Annotated in this window: 14 protein-coding genes; 9 read left to right on the top strand and 5 right to left on the bottom strand. The window is 60.2% G+C overall.

Annotated elements, in window-relative coordinates; genetic code table 11:
• Nucleotides 1–103: 103 nt before the first annotated feature.
• Together gspH and ACIF4X_RS18100 are read left to right on the top strand one after the other, a co-directional pair.
• On the top strand, nt 104–550 hold the full coding sequence (gene gspH / locus ACIF4X_RS18095; RefSeq protein ID WP_038369315.1) for a type II secretion system minor pseudopilin GspH: 447 nt from the start codon (nt 104–106) through the stop codon (nt 548–550).
• On the top strand, nt 547–1,155 hold the full coding sequence (locus ACIF4X_RS18100) for a prepilin-type N-terminal cleavage/methylation domain-containing protein (protein ID WP_397483190.1): 609 nt from the start codon (nt 547–549) through the stop codon (nt 1,153–1,155). Before gspH ends, ACIF4X_RS18100 begins: the two co-directional genes overlap by 4 nt.
• A gap of 695 nt (nt 1,156–1,850) precedes the next feature.
• On the opposite strand, the gene ACIF4X_RS18105 is transcribed toward ACIF4X_RS18100, so the two are convergent.
• From ACIF4X_RS18105 to ACIF4X_RS18115, 3 genes are read right to left on the bottom strand one after another with little or no spacing between them, the layout of a single operon-like run.
• Nucleotides 1,851–2,789 (bottom strand): FecR family protein, encoded by a 939-nt coding sequence (locus ACIF4X_RS18105; RefSeq protein WP_397483191.1) that lies wholly within the window; start codon nt 2,787–2,789, stop codon nt 1,851–1,853.
• A 31-nt stretch (nt 2,790–2,820) separates the two neighbouring features.
• The gene (locus tag ACIF4X_RS18110) at nt 2,821–3,372 is read right to left on the bottom strand and encodes an RNA polymerase sigma factor (protein ID WP_007913935.1); all 552 of its coding nucleotides are present in this window, start codon (nt 3,370–3,372) and stop codon (nt 2,821–2,823) included.
• Complete coding sequence (locus ACIF4X_RS18115) at nt 3,369–4,034, bottom strand: secretin and TonB N-terminal domain-containing protein (RefSeq protein WP_397483215.1); 666 nt, start codon at nt 4,032–4,034, stop codon at nt 3,369–3,371. The genes ACIF4X_RS18110 and ACIF4X_RS18115 overlap by 4 nt, the downstream gene beginning before the upstream one ends.
• 207 nt (nt 4,035–4,241) lie before the next feature.
• On the opposite strand from ACIF4X_RS18115, the gene ACIF4X_RS18120 reads away from it, so the two are divergent.
• Entirely contained in the window at nt 4,242–4,556 is a 315-nt protein-coding gene (locus tag ACIF4X_RS18120; protein ID WP_397483192.1) for a hypothetical protein, read from the top strand.
• A 129-nt stretch (nt 4,557–4,685) separates the two neighbouring features.
• Here the strand turns inward: ACIF4X_RS18120 and ACIF4X_RS18125 are convergent, their stop codons facing one another.
• The gene (locus ACIF4X_RS18125) at nt 4,686–5,126 is read right to left on the bottom strand and encodes a carboxymuconolactone decarboxylase family protein (RefSeq protein ID WP_397483193.1); all 441 of its coding nucleotides are present in this window, start codon (nt 5,124–5,126) and stop codon (nt 4,686–4,688) included.
• A 309-nt stretch (nt 5,127–5,435) separates the two neighbouring features.
• On the opposite strand from ACIF4X_RS18125, the gene ACIF4X_RS18130 reads away from it, so the two are divergent.
• The 4 genes from ACIF4X_RS18130 (at nt 5,436) to ACIF4X_RS18145 (ending at nt 8,854) form a co-directional block, all read left to right on the top strand.
• Nucleotides 5,436–6,869 carry a PLP-dependent aminotransferase family protein gene (locus tag ACIF4X_RS18130; RefSeq protein WP_397483194.1) on the top strand — a complete coding sequence of 478 codons (1,434 nt, stop codon included), beginning with the start codon at nt 5,436–5,438 and terminating at the stop codon, nt 6,867–6,869.
• A 123-nt stretch (nt 6,870–6,992) separates the two neighbouring features.
• Nucleotides 6,993–7,286 carry a putative quinol monooxygenase gene (locus ACIF4X_RS18135; protein ID WP_016984406.1) on the top strand — a complete coding sequence of 98 codons (294 nt, stop codon included), beginning with the start codon at nt 6,993–6,995 and terminating at the stop codon, nt 7,284–7,286.
• 232 nt (nt 7,287–7,518) lie between these two features.
• Complete coding sequence (locus tag ACIF4X_RS18140) at nt 7,519–7,923, top strand: cupin domain-containing protein (RefSeq protein WP_397483195.1); 405 nt, start codon at nt 7,519–7,521, stop codon at nt 7,921–7,923.
• 217 nt (nt 7,924–8,140) lie between these two features.
• Entirely contained in the window at nt 8,141–8,854 is a 714-nt protein-coding gene (locus ACIF4X_RS18145; protein ID WP_397483196.1) for an ATPase, read from the top strand.
• A gap of 170 nt (nt 8,855–9,024) precedes the next feature.
• Here ACIF4X_RS18145 and ACIF4X_RS18150 read toward each other — a convergent pair whose 3' ends face one another.
• Complete coding sequence (locus tag ACIF4X_RS18150; RefSeq protein ID WP_397483197.1) at nt 9,025–13,920, bottom strand: NAD-glutamate dehydrogenase; 4,896 nt, start codon at nt 13,918–13,920, stop codon at nt 9,025–9,027.
• A gap of 503 nt (nt 13,921–14,423) precedes the next feature.
• Here ACIF4X_RS18150 and ACIF4X_RS18155 point away from each other — a divergent pair.
• Together ACIF4X_RS18155 and ACIF4X_RS18160 are read left to right on the top strand one after the other, a co-directional pair.
• Nucleotides 14,424–14,777, top strand: coding sequence for a hypothetical protein (locus ACIF4X_RS18155; protein ID WP_397483198.1), 354 nt, complete (start codon nt 14,424–14,426; stop codon nt 14,775–14,777).
• A gap of 291 nt (nt 14,778–15,068) precedes the next feature.
• On the top strand, nt 15,069–16,028 hold the full coding sequence (locus ACIF4X_RS18160) for a MoxR family ATPase (protein WP_007913915.1): 960 nt from the start codon (nt 15,069–15,071) through the stop codon (nt 16,026–16,028).
• Nucleotides 16,029–16,031 lie beyond the last annotated feature (3 nt).

Here is a 16,031-nt window from a genome sequence, read left to right on the forward strand (position 1 = left end):
TTTATCCCTGCTGTCAGCCTACGCGGCAATTCTCTCCGTTTTATTTCACACGCCTTACATGTTGGCCGTGCACTATGGCGCAGGACGCAAAGGAGCGCGCGCGATGAACAGGCAAGAGGGTTTTACGCTGATCGAGTTGATGGTGGTGCTGGTGATCATCGGCATCGCCAGTGCGGCGATCAGCCTGAGTATCAAGCCCGATCCGTTGCAGTTGCTGCGCAAGGATGCCGAGCGTGTGGCGCAGTTGCTGCAGGTGGCGCAGGCGGAGGCGCGCGCGGATGGTCGGCCGATTGTGTGGGTGAGTGATGCCAAGGGGTTTCGGTTTAGTCGGCGCAGTGACAGTGGCAAGGGGTTTGATCATTTCGCGCAGGATCCGCAGTTGCGGCCGCGTGCCTGGCAGAGTCCGAAGATGGAGGTGCGGGTGGAGCCGAAACAGAAGGTTGTGCTGAACGCTGAGTGGATCAATCCGCCGCTGCAATTGACGTTGTCGGATGGCTTGAATCGCTTGAGTGTGCTGCGTGATGGCAGCGGAAGGATCAGCCTGCAATGAAGCGCCAGCAAGGGTTTACGTTGATTGAGGTGATGGTCGCGATTTTGTTGATGGCGGTGGTGAGTCTGATTGCTTGGCGCGGGCTGGACAGTGTGACGCGGGCGGACAGTCATTTGCAGGCGAGCAGTGAGCAGAGTGACGGTTTGGTGCGGGCGCTGAATCAGTTGCAGCGGGATGTGGAGATGCGCGCGGGGATTGAGTTGACTGAGCCGAAGAAGGTTGGGGTGGATGATGAACCGCCGAGCGCCCCGCCCGCTCTGACTGTGCGCAGTAGCGACAGTAAGGGGTTTCGGCTGGACATTATTCGCACGGCGGCGGATCAGCCGGGGGCGTTGCAGCGGGTGCGGTGGTGGGTCAAGGGCGACACGTTGTATCGGGCGGTGGCTGAGGCGCGGAGTCGGTATCCGTTGCCGGCGCCTGGGAATGGGGTGGCTGTTTTGAGTGATGTCAGCGATGTGCAGGTGCGGGTTTGGGAGGTGGATAAGGGGTGGCGGCAGTTGAGTGGGAATCGGCGGGAGGATCCGCTGGGGTTGGAGATTCGGTTGAATCGGGGGACTGCGCAGGGGGTGGAGAAATACCGGCAGGTGATTGGGCCGTTGGAGTGATACTGGCTGCAATGTGGATATCCGTGTAGGAGCTGCCGAAGGCTGCGATCTTTTGACTTTGAAGATCAAAAGATCGCAGCCTTCGGCAGCTCCTACATTGGGATTGGGTGCAGTCAGTTGGGGTTGGTTGGCTGGCAGGCCGTCATCGCTGGCAAGCCAGCTCCCACAGGAATTGGGTGAAGTCAGTCAGGGGTTGGTTGTCTGGTTGGTCGCCATCGCTGGCAAGCCAGCTCCCACAAAGACTGAGTGCAGCCGGTAGATATTGGTCCGCTGACAGGCCGCCATCGCTGGCAGGCCAGCTCCCAAAATTTCGATTCGCGAGCACAGCATGCGGCGAAGCCGCCCCACTCAATGGCCGAGTGTCAGCTCGCCGAAAGCTCTTGATCTTGATCCACGGGCGACGTCGGAAGGCTGAGTGGAGGGATTCATCCGGGGGTGGGAGCGCAGCGACCGTTTGGCGCAGCCAAATGCATCGAGAGGAGGTGCAGCGAAGCAAACCGTAGGCGATGCGCCCGGATGGATCCCGGAGCGAAGGAACCCCGAGCTTTAGCGAGCGGGCCGCACGCAGGAGCAAGCCTTTTTGGTTACTTTTTTCTGGGCCGGCACTCCGGGCGTCTGGAAAAAGTGACCCGCCGTAAGGGCGGAACCCTAAGCAGCCGTTACCGCAGCAACGGATATGTACCCAGTCAAACCCACTAACTCAAAACGACAACGCCACCCGGCAACTCGGTGCATTTGACGCCATAGGCATCCCGGATGAGCAGTGCGACGCCGGCGAGTTGGTCAAGGCTGAAGCGGGCCTGGACGCGGCGTTGGCCGAGTTCGCGGTTGAGCAGCAGCAACATGCCGGGGCGGTAGCGGTTGATTTCGTCGATCATCTGGCTGAGGGTCGCGCCGTTGAAGACCAGCACTTGTTGGCGCCAGTTCATCACGGCGGCTGTATCGACGCTTTGCACGCTGCCGACTTGCTGCGCGTCGTAGGTCACTTGCTGGCCCGGTTCGAGGCGCAGGCTGCGACCTTCAACATCTACTTCAACCGCGCCATCGAGGCAGGTCACACAGACTTGCTGATCGGTGTTGCGCAAGTTGAAACGTGCCTGACTGGCGCGCAACCACCCTCCTCCAGCCTGCATCGCCAGCGGCAAGCGTGCGGTCTGCACTTCGACTTCACCGCTGACCAGTTCGAAGCCTTGCACACCGTTATCGATGGAGCGCTGATTGATCCGCGTCTGGGTGTTCAATTCCAGGCTCACACCCTGCGCCGGTTCAAAGCGACGCTGCTGGCCGACTTCGGTGATGAAGTCGGCACCGAGCCCTTCGAAGCCACCGGGAATCGTCCCGCGCACCAGCAAAAACGCCGCCGACGCAGCAATCGCCCCGCCGAGAAAAGCACGTCGACCAAACCCACGCGGCGCCTGCATCTGCTCCACGGCCGGTTGCAGTTGCTGCCACAACCGCTTGGCCTCTTCGAACGCGCGGGCATGCTCGGCACTCTGCGCGCACCATTCGCGCAAGGCGCGGGCGTCGGCCACGGTGGCGCGGCCGGAGGTCAGCAGGACCAGCCAGTCGCGGGCTTCGCTGTGCAGATGGTCGGCCGCCGATGGCTCGGAAGGTGTCAGTCGAAAGATGTTCAAACGCGCAGATTCTCAACGAATTGATCGGGCACTATTCAGAAGACGGTTTTCCGGCCCCGCGACCGAACCGCTGAAACACTTTTCTTTCCAGTTTCGCCGCGCAGAAGCCCAATGCGGCTTTGATTTCCTTTTCGACCATGCGCGTGGAAATGCCGAAACGCTGGGAAATTTCCAGATGCGGTGCCTCTTCCAGGCGCGCGGCGATGAAGATCTTCCGGCGCCGTGCGGGCAGCTCGTACAACGCACTGAGCAGTGACTGGATTTCCTTTTGCCCACCGACCACCCGCGCCGGGTCGAGGGCTTCGTCGCCGATTTGCAGCAGCTCCTCGACTTCCTCGCCGGTGAGCAGGCGCGCATCGGCCTGACGGCGGTCGGCGGCGATGTTCAGGGCCATGCGATAGAGGTAGGCATTCGGCCGCAGGACGTTCGGCGGCGTCTCCATGCGGTCGACGCGCAGGTAGGTTTCGTGCAGCACGTCGTTGGCCAGATCTTCCGAACCGAGACGCCTGCGCAGGCGCACCCGAAAGTCCTCGTAGGACGTCAGGAACAGTTGGACCATCGAACCTTGTCCGGTGTCTTTCATCCCCCGGAAACTCCTTCCCATTTGGTGCATTCCATGCGTTTCCCTGACGACTCCGGTAACAACAGCAACGTGACCGGCTGACGCAAGGCGCTGGGCGTCGGCCGGTCGATTTTGAGGTTGCGAAAACTTTCCACCAGCGCGTTGTCGCGCCGTACATCACCGGTCGAAGTGACCAACCGGTTGTGCTGCACCAAGCCATCGCGGCCGACCCACACCTGCAACACCGCGCGATAACTGCCCGGTCGGGTCAGCGGCGAGCGGCACAGATTGCGTTCGATGGCCGCCTGCACCGCCGTCGCGTAACTGCGATTGACCGCGACGCTTTCCGGCGTCTGTTTTTGCGGCGGCGTCGGCACGTCTTCGACCTGCGCCACTTGCAACGTAAACGCATCGTCCCGGGCATAACGCGCCATCAACCCACTGCCGCCGAGCAAGCGACGCAGGGCATCGGCGGCGGTGTATTCACCATCCACCGCCAGCGAACGTCGGCCGCGACTCAACTGGCTGTCGACCAGCACCGCAACGCCGGTGGCATGGCTGTACTGATCCAGCGCGTGCGCCAGATCCTGTGCCGGAATGTGCAGCGTCATGCGCAAGTCCGCCGGCACCGCATCGGCCATGGCGTGGCCCGCCGCACAGCCAAGCAGCCACCCCAGGCACATCCGGCGCACAAGCCTCGTTGAACGCTGAAAACCGTCCGTGGAATTGCCTCGCTGCACGGCTGACGAATCCTTGGAAATCGTCATCCTGAGGGCTGTTTATGAATCTGGTGTGACGGGCGGTGCAAAAAAACCATCACGGGAATTGCGCACGGCTTGCACTAGACTCAAGCCATAGCGCGGCCCCTCCGGGCCGGCCAGGAGGCGAGCATGAACACACTGTGGCGATTGAGCCTTGGCGGGCTGTTGTTGGTGGCGCTGTCGAGCGCTTATGCCGAACAGCCGTTGGGCTGTGTCGAGGTGACGGTCGGCGGCTACAAGGCACCGAATTACGACTGTTTGAGCCAGCAGATGGGCAACAACCCGGAAGGCGCGGCGGCGGCGGAGAAGAATCAGGAGGCGCTGAATGTGCCGGTGAATAAGCGGCCGCCGAATCAGGTTGGACTGGCGACACCGGCGGCGACCAGTACGCGGATGGGCAATACCTTTGGCACCTCGGTGAAACCGCAACGCCCACCGCAATGACACCCCACCGATCGTTCCCACGCTCCGCGTGGGAATGCAGCATGGGACGCTCCGCGTCCCATCCGGAGCCGAACGCGGAGCGTCCGTTGAGGCATTCCCACGCAGAGCGTGGGAACGATCAGGGCGGGCTCAATCGCTAGGCGTTTGGCGGAAGCTTACTGCGAGGCGGTTCCAGCTGTTGATGGTGGTCACGGCCATCGTCAGGTCGACCATTTCGCCTTCGTTGAATTGCTCGCGCGCCTGCTGATACACCTCATCCGGCACACGGCTTTCCGCCAAAAGCGTCACCGCCTCAGCCCAGGCCAGCGCCGCACGCTCGCGCGGGTTGAAGAAGTTGCTGTCGCGCCACACCGCGATCGCATACAAACGCCGATCACTCTCCCCGGCCCGCCGCGCGTCGACCGAATGCATGTCGGTGCAGAATGCGCAGCCGTTGAGCTGTGAAGCACGGATGCGGATCAGTTGCAGCAGCGGCTGCTCGATACTGAGGTTGGCGGTCAGCGCCTCCATGGCAATCATCGCTTTCATCGCCTTCGGCGAAGCGTTGTAGTAATCCAGGCGCGGGGACATGGCGGTTCTCGGTAGACGGAATAATGACTTCACCGTAAACGCCGACAGCGGTGCGTTACAGCCCCAATTGCACGGAAAACCGCTACACCACTGCCTCCGGACACACACTGACCCTGTGGGAGCTGGCTTGCCAGCGATGGCGGTATATCTGCTGACACTAATGCTGGGTCCGAAGGCCTCATCGCTGGCAAGCCAGCTCCCACAAGGTACGTGACCAATTCGAGTTTTTTACTCCACGCAACTACTGCCCCGCAAACAAACGGGAGTAATCTGGCCGGCACACTCAACTGCCCGGGGAGCCTCGTCGGTATGGAACTTCACGTCGTGATCAACGGCCGCAAGGATCTCGCCGGTCAGTTGTACCAGCAACTGCGCGGCGCCATTGAATCCGGGCGCCTGGCCGCTGGCACGCAATTGCCGCCAAGCCGTCTGCTCGCCGAGCAACTGGGGATTTCGCGCAAGACCATTTCCGACACCTACGCGCAACTGACCTACGAAAACTTCCTCACCGGGGTGATCGGCAAAGGCACTTACGTCAACGCGCGACCGGCGCAGATCCAGCGCAAGCAAAGCCACAGCGAACTGGCCAGTGCCGAAGTGATCGAGAGCTGGCGCAATCTGCCGGTGTTTCTGCGCCATCCGACACTGGAAGGCTCGCTGCGCTACGACTTCATCGGCGGCGCGACGAGCAAGGGCCAGTTTCCGCAGGATGACTGGCGCCGCTGCGTCGCCCATGCGATGCGCCAGATGGGCCAGTCCAAGGGTTTTTACAGTGTCGCCGAAGGCCTGCCGGCGCTGCGCAATGCGATTGCCCGGCACATCGCGTTTTCCCGGGGCATCAACTGCCAGGACGAAGACATTGTGGTAAGCAACGGCGCGCAACAGGCGCTGGACCTGATCACACGTGTGCTGATTCGCCCGGGCAGTCTGGTGGCGATGGAAGACCCCGGTTATCCGCCGGCGCGTCTGCTGTTCGGCACCCACGGCGCCGAGGTGGTCGGGATTCCGGTGGATGCCGAGGGTATTCAGGTCGAACACATTCCCGATGGCACGCGCCTCATCTATGTCACGCCGTCGCATCAGTTTCCGCTGGGCATGCCGATGAGTCAGGCGCGGCGTGAAGCCTTGCTGGCTCGCGCCCATGAGCTGGGCGCGATCATCATCGAGGACGACTACGACAGTGAATTCCGCTACGAAGGCCGGCCGACCGATTCGCTGTTCAATCTCGACCAGCGCGGCATCGTCGCCTACGTCGGGACGTTCTCGAAAACCCTGCTGCCGGAGTTGCGCCTGGGTTATGCGATTCTGCCGCCGGCCATTCTTGAAGCGGTGATCCGTGCCAAGCAATTGACCGATTTGCACGCCTCGACCCTGCCGCAATGGGCGCTGGCAAAATTCATCGCCGAAGGTTGCCTGCTCAAGCATATCCGCCGTTGCCATGCGATTTATGCGCAGCGCCGCGAGCGGATTCTGGCGCGCATGGCGACTGATCTGGCGCCATGGCTGGACGCGGTGCCGGCCAGCGCCGGGTTTCATATGGCGGTGTTCTGCAAGGTGCCCATCGATTTGCCGCTGGTGATCGAACTGGCAAAAAAAGTCGAAGTCGGTTTGTACTCGATCAACGGCTTCTATTATCAGCAACCGGCGAAAAACGGCCTGTACTTCGGCTTCGGCGCCATCGAAACCCTGGACATTGATATCGCGCTGGATCGTCTGCGCGACATCCTCCAGCAGGTCGCCTGAGCGATTGGCCTGAAGATTTAACCGCCGATTGGTTATTGGTGTTCCCAGGGTGCAGGCCTATCCTGCACAGGCGTTATCCCTCAATGAGCAGGATTCGTCCGGCCTGATTCAGGAGTGTGAGCAATGTCCAACGAAGTGATCAATACGGTCCAGGTGCAGGCTGCGGCCGGCCGCTCGGATGAACTGGGCAGGCAACTGCAGAAGATCGTCGAAACCCTGCGCGAAACGCCGGGCTGCGATTCTTACCTGGTCGACCGCTGCCCCGAGGACAGCCACCGCTGGACGGTCAGTGCCCGCTGGCAGTCGGAAGCGGCGATGCAGGCGCATTTCAACCGGCCCGAGGCGCAAGGGTTTATTGACCTGATCGATAGTCGATTGGCCAATAGCGTCGACTTCAATAGTTTCCCTATCGTCTGAGAGCAAGATCAAAAGATCGCAGCCTGCGGCAGCTCCTACAGGGTTTTGTGTCGTTCATTAAATTATCGAACGACGCTGAACCCTGTGGGAGCCTGGCTTGCCAGCGATGGCGTACTCAAACACGCTGAATAACTTCCAATTGGTCACCTGATCTTCCCGAATATTGGCCGTTTGAATGCGCCACCCTGCGGACTACTGTGATTGCACCCCCAACCCTCACAGGTAACCCGCCATGAAAGCCCTGCACGTCTTCGCCGCCGCCCTCGCCCTGAGCCTTTGCACCTCGGCCGCTTTTGCCCACGACCCGTCGGAAAAAGTCACCGTCCTGCAAGACCAGATGCTGAAAAACGCCCCCGGCAAAAAAGCCATGATGATCGAGGTCGACTACAAACCCGGCCAATCCTCCATCGCGCACAAACACGACGGCACGGCGATGGCTTACGTGCTGGAAGGCGAAGTGATTTCCCAAGTCAAAGGTGAACAACCGATCACCTACAAGAAGGGTCAATTCTGGTACGAACCGGCCGGCTCCGAGCATCTGGTGTCGAAAAATGCCAGCCAAAGCAAACCTGCGAAGTTGCTGGTGTTCATGGTGCTGGCCCCGGATGAGCAAGTGCTGATCCCGCTGAAAAACTGATGGCTGTTTAACCAGCCATAAATAAACGGGCGCAAATCGACGATTGGCGCCTTTTTATTTCCCGGGGCAATTAGTGGTTGCGGGTTAAAGCGAATCAAACTATTGCTCTGCTTTTATTACAGCAAATTGTCAGCTTGGCGGGTTTAGTCTGAATTAACGGTCGTCATCAACGACTTTAAAAACTTTCCGACTGATGTTGTTTCACGGGAGAAACACCATGAAACTTGCGCTCACCAGTGTCTTGGCGATATCGGTTTTAGCTCTGTCAGCCTGTTCAGTCCCCACCGCGCCCCAAGCCGTTTCCTCACTCGACACAATGCTCCCCCATCCCACCGGCCGCAGCAGCGCCACCCAGGTAAAAAGCGGTCCCGGCGTATCACTCGGCGTGGTTTACAGCCCAAGTACGCAGACCAACCGCGAATACTTGCGCGACTATCAGACCAACGCCGGCACCGGTTTCGGCCAGAGCCTGCTGGTGCAGCCGATCCATGACGCCTACGTCGCCAGCTCGAAACCAGACATGGCGGTGGACTGGGTCAACGCCTCCCTGCAACGTCAGTTTGGCTCAGTGACGGTGTATCCAGACATGCAAAGCCTGCGCGCGGCCAAGCCGGATGTGGTAGCGATCGTCGACACCCACAGCCAGTTGATCACCTCGCGCAGTTCCGATATCAAAGCCGACGTCAGTGCCGATTTTTATGATGCGCGGTTGAACTATATCGGTACGGCGAAAGGTTCGGATGCACGGGAATTGACGCCGGTGTGGGCGGACTTCAAGCGCTCGGAAGAGATAGTGGCGGATATTAATCAGCAGCAGGATGTGCAAGTTCGGGCATTGCAGAAGTTTGACCAGTCGCTCAGCAATTTAGTGGCCAGGCCTGCGGATAAAGTGTCGATGCTTGATAACAACCAATCACATAAGTTGTATTGAATGTAAGGGCCTCATCGCTGGCAAGCCAGCTCCCACAAGGACCGGGTACAACACAAAACCTGTGGGAGCTGGCTTGCCAGCGATGGGGCCAGAACAGCCACCACAAAACCTTCAGACATAAAAAAGCCCCGGCATCTCACGACACCGGGGCTTTCTCATTCCACCACTACTTACGCCAGTTCAAGCTCGGCATTCGCAGCAACCGCAGGCACTACCGCTTGCCCACTCAACGCCAGATCCAGCAGTTCACGGTTGGCCACTGCATACATGGCGTAGTCCGTGCCGCTCGCCGCACGGATTTCCACCAGCATGGCGCGCCAGCGCGAGATCATGCTTTCGTGCTGTTCCATCCACAGCGCCAAACGTGCTTCCACGTCCAGTGTGCCGTCGCCCTGTTGCAGGACAGAGATGGTGATTGCACGTTGCTGCCAGTCGACATCGTCACGGAACGCTTCACGGGCCAGGGCCTGCCAGTTGTTTTCAACCGGCAGCGCGCTGATCTGTTGCAGGTACCAGGTGATGTCCAGCGCACTGCCCACGGCGAAGTAAGCCTTGGCCACTTCGGCAGGGTTCTGGCCAGTCACGTCGGAGGCTTCGATGATCGGCAGCAGCGTGTACAGGTGCGAGGTGCCCGCAACCATACGCGCCAGCAATTCCGGTACACCGGCTTCGACGTACGCCTGATAACGCGCCTGCCAGTTTTCACGGATTTCGCCGCTCAGCAGTTCGTCGAGTTTCAGGCCCAGCTCTTTCAGGTGTGGACCGAAGTGCGCGGTATCACGGGCAGCGTTCTGCTCGTTGCGACGGGCACGCAGGAACCAGCGCGTGGCACGGCGGCCCAGACGCATCAGCTCGTCCATCAGCTCCAGCTGTACGTCAGCGCTGACTTGGTAGTCCAGCGCTTCGATCTGACGGAACCAGTGCGGGAGGTGGAAGATGTCGCGCACGATCACGTAAGCACCGGCCACGTTCGCCGGGCTCATGCCGGTCGACTCTTTGAGTCGTTGAACGAAGGTGATGCCCATGTGGTTGACCAGGTCGTTGGCGATCTGGGTGCTGACGATCTCGCGCTTCAGACGGTGACGACGCATGGCTTCGGAGAACTTGCTGACCAGGGTCGGCGGGAACGCCGTTTCCATGTCGCGGGTCAGGTATTCGTCGTCCGGCACCAAGGAGCCCAACAGCTGCTCTTTGAGGTCGATCTTGCTGTAGGAAATCAGCACCGACAGCTCAGGACGGGTCAGACCGTGGCCTTCAGCAATGCGCTCGTTGATCTGCTCTTCGGTCGGCAGGAATTCGATGGCACGGTCCAGCTTGCCACGACCTTCCAGATCGCCCATCAGACGCTTGTACTCAGCAATGCGCGCATAAGCACGACGCGCCGCCAGGGACAGGGCCTGAGTCTGCTTGTAGTTGTTGCCCAGCACCAGATTGCCGACTTCGTCGGTCATGCTCGCCAGCAACTGGTTGCGTTGCTTGTCGGTCATGTCACCGGCCTGAACCACTTCGTTCAGCAGGATCTTGATGTTCACTTCGTGGTCGGAGCAGTCGACGCCCCCGGCATTGTCGATGAAGTCGGTGTTGGAACCGCCGCCATTCAGACCGAATTCCACGCGACCCAGTTGGGTCATGCCGAGGTTACCGCCCTCGCCCACCACTTTGCAGCGCAGCTCGTTGCCGTTCACGCGCAGTGCGTCGTTGGCCTTGTCGCCGACATCGGCGTGGCTTTCAGTGCTGGCCTTGACGTAAGTACCGATACCGCCATTCCACAGCAGATCCACCGGCGCCTTGAGCAAAGCGTTCAGCAGTTCGGTCGGGGTCAGTTTGTCAGCCTTGATGTCGAAGCGTTCCTGCATCTGCGGGGAGATCGCGATGCTCTTCGCGCTGCGCGAGAAGATACCGCCACCTTCGGACATGATGCTGGTGTCGTAGTCGGTCCAGGCCGAACGCGGCAGGTCGAACATGCGCTGACGCTCGACGAAGCTGGTCGCCGGGTTCGGGTTCGGGTCGATGAAGATGTGCATGTGGTTGAACGCGGCAACCAGTTGCAGCTTGTCGGACATCAACAGGCCGTTACCGAACACGTCACCGGCCATGTCGCCGACGCCGACAACCGTGATGCTGTCTTCTTGAACATTGATGCCGCGCTCGCGGAAGTGACGTTGTACGCCGACCCACGCGCCCTTGGCGGTAATGCCCATTTTCTTGTGGTCGTAACCGGCCGAACCACCGGACGCAAACGCGTCACCCAGCCAGAAACCGTAGTCGATGGCAATGCCGTTGGCGATGTCGGAGAAGGTCGCAGTGCCCTTGTCCGCTGCCACCACCAGGTACGGGTCGTCATCGTCGTGGCGAACCACGTTCAATGGCGGTACCAGTGCGCCGTCTTTCAGGTTGTCGGTGATGTCCAACAGACCGGAAATGAAGATGCGGTAGCAGGCGATGCCCTCGGCCGCGATCTCGTCACGGCTGCCGCCCAGTGGCAGGCGACGCGGCAGGAAGCCGCCCTTCGCACCGACTGGCACGATGACCGAGTTCTTCACTTGCTGGGCTTTTACCAGGCCGAGGACTTCGGTACGGAAGTCTTCTTCACGATCGGACCAGCGCAGACCACCACGGGCAACGTTACCGAAGCGCAGGTGCACGCCTTCGACGCGTGGCGAGTAAACGAAGATTTCGAACTTCGGTACTGGCTTCGGCAGTTCAGGGATCGCGTGCGGGTTGAACTTGAAGCTGAAGTACGACTTGTTCTGGCCGTTGGCGTCAGTCTGATAGAAGTTGGTACGCAGGGTCGCTTTGATCAGGTCGAGGTAACGACGCAGGATGCGGTCTTCGTTGAGCACCTGAACGTCGTCCAGTGCGGTCAGAATCGCTTGTTCCAGACGCTGTTGCTTGTCTTCCAGGTCGTCGTCGCTGAGCTTGCGCGCCAGATAGAAGCGGGTCTTGAACAACCGGGTCAGCTCGCGAGCGATGTCGGTGTGGTTGTTCAGGGTGCTGGCGATGTAACCCAGATCGAAGCCCAGACGAATCTGCTTCAGGTAACGCGCGTAGGCACGCAGCAGCGCCACGTCGCGCCAAGGCAAGCCGGCGGTCAGTACCAGACGGTTGAACGCATCGTTTTCGGCTTCGCCACGGACGATGTGGACAAACGCGTCCTGCAGGGTGTCGTTGAGTTGCTGGATGTCGAGGTCCAGGCCTTCTGCGGCAGTGAACGCGAAGTCGTGAATCCAGAACTCGCGGCCATTGGTGTGACGCAGACGGTACGGGAATTCACCCAGTACGCGCAGGCCGAGGTTTTCCAGAATCGGCAAGACGTCGGACAGCGCCAGTGGGGTGTCGGCGTGGTACAGCTTGCAATGCAGCTCGCGTTGACCGGAAACCTGACCGAGCGGCTGATAGAAGCTCATCACCAGCGGATTTTTTTCGTTGAGGCTCAGCAGGTGCTGCATGTCGACCACGGCCGAATGCGCAGCGAAACGCTCGCGGTAGCCGGCCGGGAAGCCTTTCGGGAAGTCGGCCAGCACGTTGGTGCCGTGGGCTTCGCCGAAGCTCTCGACGGTCAGTGCGGCGTAATCGTCCTGCCAGCTGCGGCAGGCTTGCACGACTTCTTTTTCCAGCAGCACCGGGTCGATGTCGAGACGGTTTTTCGGGTCGACACGCAGGATCAACTGCACGCGCGCCAGTACCGACTCGGAGAAGAACGTCCAGAATTCGCAATCGGAAGCCTTCAGGCGCTCCATCAGCACTTGCTGGATCTTCTGGCGAACTTCGGTGGAGTAGATGTCGCGCGGCACGTAGGCCAGGCAGTAGCAGAAACGACCGTACGGGTCTTTGCGCAGGAACACGCGGATCTTGTTGCGTTCCTGGATCTGCACGATCGACATCACGGTGGTGAACAGTTCGTCGACCGGGGTCTGGAACAGGTCATCACGCGGCAGCACTTCCAGCACCTGCGCCAGTTCCTTGCCCAGGTGAGCCTTGGACTGGAAGCCGGAGCGCGTTTCGATTTCTTCGACCTTGCGACGGATGAACGGGATGACCCGCACGCTCTCGCCGTACACCGACGAGGTGTACAGGCCCATGAAACGGTGTTCCTTGATGACTTTGCCGTCAGCGTCGATTTCTCGGATCGACACGTAGTCCGGGTACGCCGGACGGTGTACACGGCTTGGGTGCGCCGCCTTGGCGAACGACAGCAGGGTCGGTTCGCGCAGGTAGTTCACCGCGTAGTCTTCGATGCGCAGGTCATCGTAGGTCAGGCCGGTGCGCAGCAGTTTGGTCAGGCCGAGGAAGGAGTTCTGGTCGTACTCGATGTGGCCGCCATCGGCCTGATCGGTGACCACGAATTCTTCGTAGCCGAGGAAGGTGAAGTGGTTGCCCACCAGCCATTCCAGGAAGCTCTTGATCTCGTTCTTTTCGTCGGTATCGACGGCGAACGCGCTGTTGTCGAGTTTGGTGAGGATTTCCTGCACCTTGGCTTTCATCGGCTCGAAATCGGCGACCGCGACGCGGACTTCACCGAGAACCTGTTCCAGCTCTTTGCTCAGCACATTCAGTTCGGCCGCGTTGGCGCAGCGGTCGATTTCCAGGTACATCAGCGATTCGTGCAGCACGCCTTCACCGGTGCTGCCTTTTGGCAGAATTTCCAGCAACTCGCCCTTGCTGCCACGACGCACGCTGAGCACGGTGGTTTGCAGGGTATGGATGCTGTAGCCGCGGCGGTTCAGCTCGGTGCGGACCGAGTCGACCAGAAATGGCAGGTCGTGGTGCAGGACTTCGACCGCGGTGTGGGTCGACTGCCAGCCATGACGCTCGTAATCGGGGTTGTAGACGCGCACTTGCGGTTGCGCGTGATCGAAGCGCTCAAGCAGGCGCCACGCAGAAAGAGTACAGCCAGCGAGGTCGGAGAGGCGACGCTGAGTCAGCTCGTCCAGGGAAATGATGCCGAAGAATTGTTCAGCGAACAGCGCCACTTGTGGCAGTGCCTGTTCACTGATGTGCTGCGCCAGTGCCGCTTGCAGTTGGTGCTGGAAGTCGGCTTTGCTGGCTGCGGTGAAGAACGCCATCTGTGGTACTCCGCTTAAGCTTGTTATTGATGGAAAGCGTCGCGTGCAACACCCCTTTCGGGGCCTGTGTCGCCCTGTTCCTGATTCTCGGGCAGAGGAAACAGGGGGACAGGTGGGTGAAGCTGGACGGGACACTCAGGTCACATTCACCTTCCATAGAATGAGCATCTGCAAAAACGACTGCCAGACTTGCGACAATGCCTTTACGGGTGCTCATCCGTTGCGCAGCTTAATGGGTGCGACAATGTGTCTGCTTGCGGTGCTGCGACATATTCGGTCATTGGCACGTAAACCGAGGCTTTGGCACCGGTAAACACTAGCACTCGTGGCGCAAAACGCTGGTCTGAATGCCCGTTTTTACGGTACATCCGTGCCAGAAATGACCATTGACCCACGTCGCGTTCACGACACATCCTCTGACACTCTCACATGCAGAAATTCCCGAGGACTGGCAGAATCGCGCCCATTAGCGACCAACACGCCCCTCGAGGCAGGAATTGACCATGCAAATGACCACCGCCCTACTGATCGTCAACCCGTGCGACGACGAAGAAGACAACATGGCCATGCTCTGCTGCCACAGCGACAAGGGCGACATGTTTCTGATGAGCCGCTATCCGGACGAGGATGAGCTGGAGATCACGCTGGATGGCGAGCCGTCGACCCTCGATGGCGTGAAAATCACCCTGAGCAAGACGCTGCTGAAGATCGAAATCGCGGCGGCGGATGCCGATGCGTTGAATGGGGATGATGTGCTGGAGATCAGCTTCAATCCGGACATGGTGGATATGGATGAGGTTGTCGAGACCTTGACGAATATCCTCGACGGGACTGGAACCTTCATCAACGAGATTTGATGGCGTCCGTTCTGGCCCCATCGCTGGCAAGCCAGCTCCCACAGGTATCGGCGGTGTGCATGCGATTTGTGCAACACATCAATCACTGTGGGAGCTGGCTTGCCAGCGATGAGGCCAGAACTGCCACCTCAATACTCCCTGGCTACAAAAATCCAACAATTCCCCCAGTCATTTCCCGCACTTTGCGCAAAATGCCGTTAGTCGCCACCCCCCGCGATGGATTAAAGTAACGCCCCCAGCCCCGGCGTTATCCGAACGCGCGTGGCCACCCCTTTCCAGGAACAGTCACCGATGGAACATCGTGAAGCGCTGCTCGCGCTGCGAACCTTTCTTTCAACGCAGATTCTCGGCCAGGAAAAACTCATCGAGCGTTTGCTCATCGCTTTGCTCGCCGACGGCCACATGCTGGTCGAGGGCGCACCGGGTCTGGCCAAGACCAAAGCGATCAAAGAACTCGCCGAGGGCATCGAAGCCCAGTTCCATCGCATCCAGTTCACCCCCGACCTGCTGCCGGCCGACATCACCGGCACCGAGATCTATCGCCCGGAAACCGGCAGTTTCGTGTTCCAGCAAGGGCCGATCTTCCACAACCTGGTGCTGGCGGACGAAATCAACCGCGCCCCGGCCAAGGTGCAATCGGCGCTGCTCGAAGCCATGGCCGAACGTCAGGTCAGTGTCGGTCGCAGCACGTATGAGCTGTCGCCGCTGTTTCTGGTGATGGCCACGCAGAACCCGATCGAGCAGGAAGGCACCTACCCGCTGCCGGAGGCGCAGCTCGACCGTTTCCTGATGCACGTGAAAATCGGTTTCCCGGACGCTGCCGTCGAACGCCGTATTCTGCAGCAGGCCCGTGGCGAAGCGCTGAATGGCGAGACCAAGCCCGAGCGCCGCGTCAGCCAGCAGGCGATCTTTGCGGCGCGCAAGGAAATCCTCGGTCTGTACATGGCCGACGCCGTGGAGGAATACCTCGTGCAACTGGTCATGGCCACGCGCAACCCGGCCAAGTTCGACCCGGAAATGGCCGAGTGGATCGCCTATGGCGCCAGCCCGCGTGGCTCGATTGCCCTCGACCGCTGTGCCCGCGCCCACGCCTGGCTGGCCGGTCGCGACTTCGTCAGCCCGGAAGACATTCAAGCGGTGCTGTTCGACGTGTTGCGCCACCGCATCATTTTGTCGTTTGAAGCCGAAGCCGCCGGCATCGATCAGGATCGGGTCGTGCAGCGAATTCTCGACGTCGTAGCCGTCGCTTGACCC

This window comes from Pseudomonas sp. NPDC085632, assembly GCF_044541255.1.
Lineage (GTDB): Bacteria > Pseudomonadota > Gammaproteobacteria > Pseudomonadales > Pseudomonadaceae > Aquipseudomonas.

Bases quoted from the DNA above. Each gene is read 5' to 3' on its own strand.
- gspH (WP_038369315.1), top strand. From the start codon at position 104: ATGAACAGGCAAGAGGGTTTTACGCTGATCGAGTTGATGGTGGTGCTG.
- ACIF4X_RS18100 (WP_397483190.1), top strand. From the start codon at position 547: ATGAAGCGCCAGCAAGGGTTTACGTTGATTGAGGTGATGGTCGCGATT.
- ACIF4X_RS18110 (WP_007913935.1), bottom strand. From the start codon at position 3,372: ATGAAAGACACCGGACAAGGTTCGATGGTCCAACTGTTCCTGACGTCC.
- ACIF4X_RS18115 (WP_397483215.1), bottom strand. From the start codon at position 4,034: ATGTGCCTGGGGTGGCTGCTTGGCTGTGCGGCGGGCCACGCCATGGCC.
- ACIF4X_RS18120 (WP_397483192.1), top strand. From the start codon at position 4,242: ATGAACACACTGTGGCGATTGAGCCTTGGCGGGCTGTTGTTGGTGGCG.
- ACIF4X_RS18125 (WP_397483193.1), bottom strand. From the start codon at position 5,126: ATGTCCCCGCGCCTGGATTACTACAACGCTTCGCCGAAGGCGATGAAA.
- ACIF4X_RS18130 (WP_397483194.1), top strand. From the start codon at position 5,436: ATGGAACTTCACGTCGTGATCAACGGCCGCAAGGATCTCGCCGGTCAG.
- ACIF4X_RS18135 (WP_016984406.1), top strand. From the start codon at position 6,993: ATGTCCAACGAAGTGATCAATACGGTCCAGGTGCAGGCTGCGGCCGGC.
- ACIF4X_RS18140 (WP_397483195.1), top strand. From the start codon at position 7,519: ATGAAAGCCCTGCACGTCTTCGCCGCCGCCCTCGCCCTGAGCCTTTGC.
- ACIF4X_RS18145 (WP_397483196.1), top strand. From the start codon at position 8,141: ATGAAACTTGCGCTCACCAGTGTCTTGGCGATATCGGTTTTAGCTCTG.
- ACIF4X_RS18150 (WP_397483197.1), bottom strand. From the start codon at position 13,920: ATGGCGTTCTTCACCGCAGCCAGCAAAGCCGACTTCCAGCACCAACTG.
- ACIF4X_RS18155 (WP_397483198.1), top strand. From the start codon at position 14,424: ATGCAAATGACCACCGCCCTACTGATCGTCAACCCGTGCGACGACGAA.
- ACIF4X_RS18160 (WP_007913915.1), top strand. From the start codon at position 15,069: ATGGAACATCGTGAAGCGCTGCTCGCGCTGCGAACCTTTCTTTCAACG.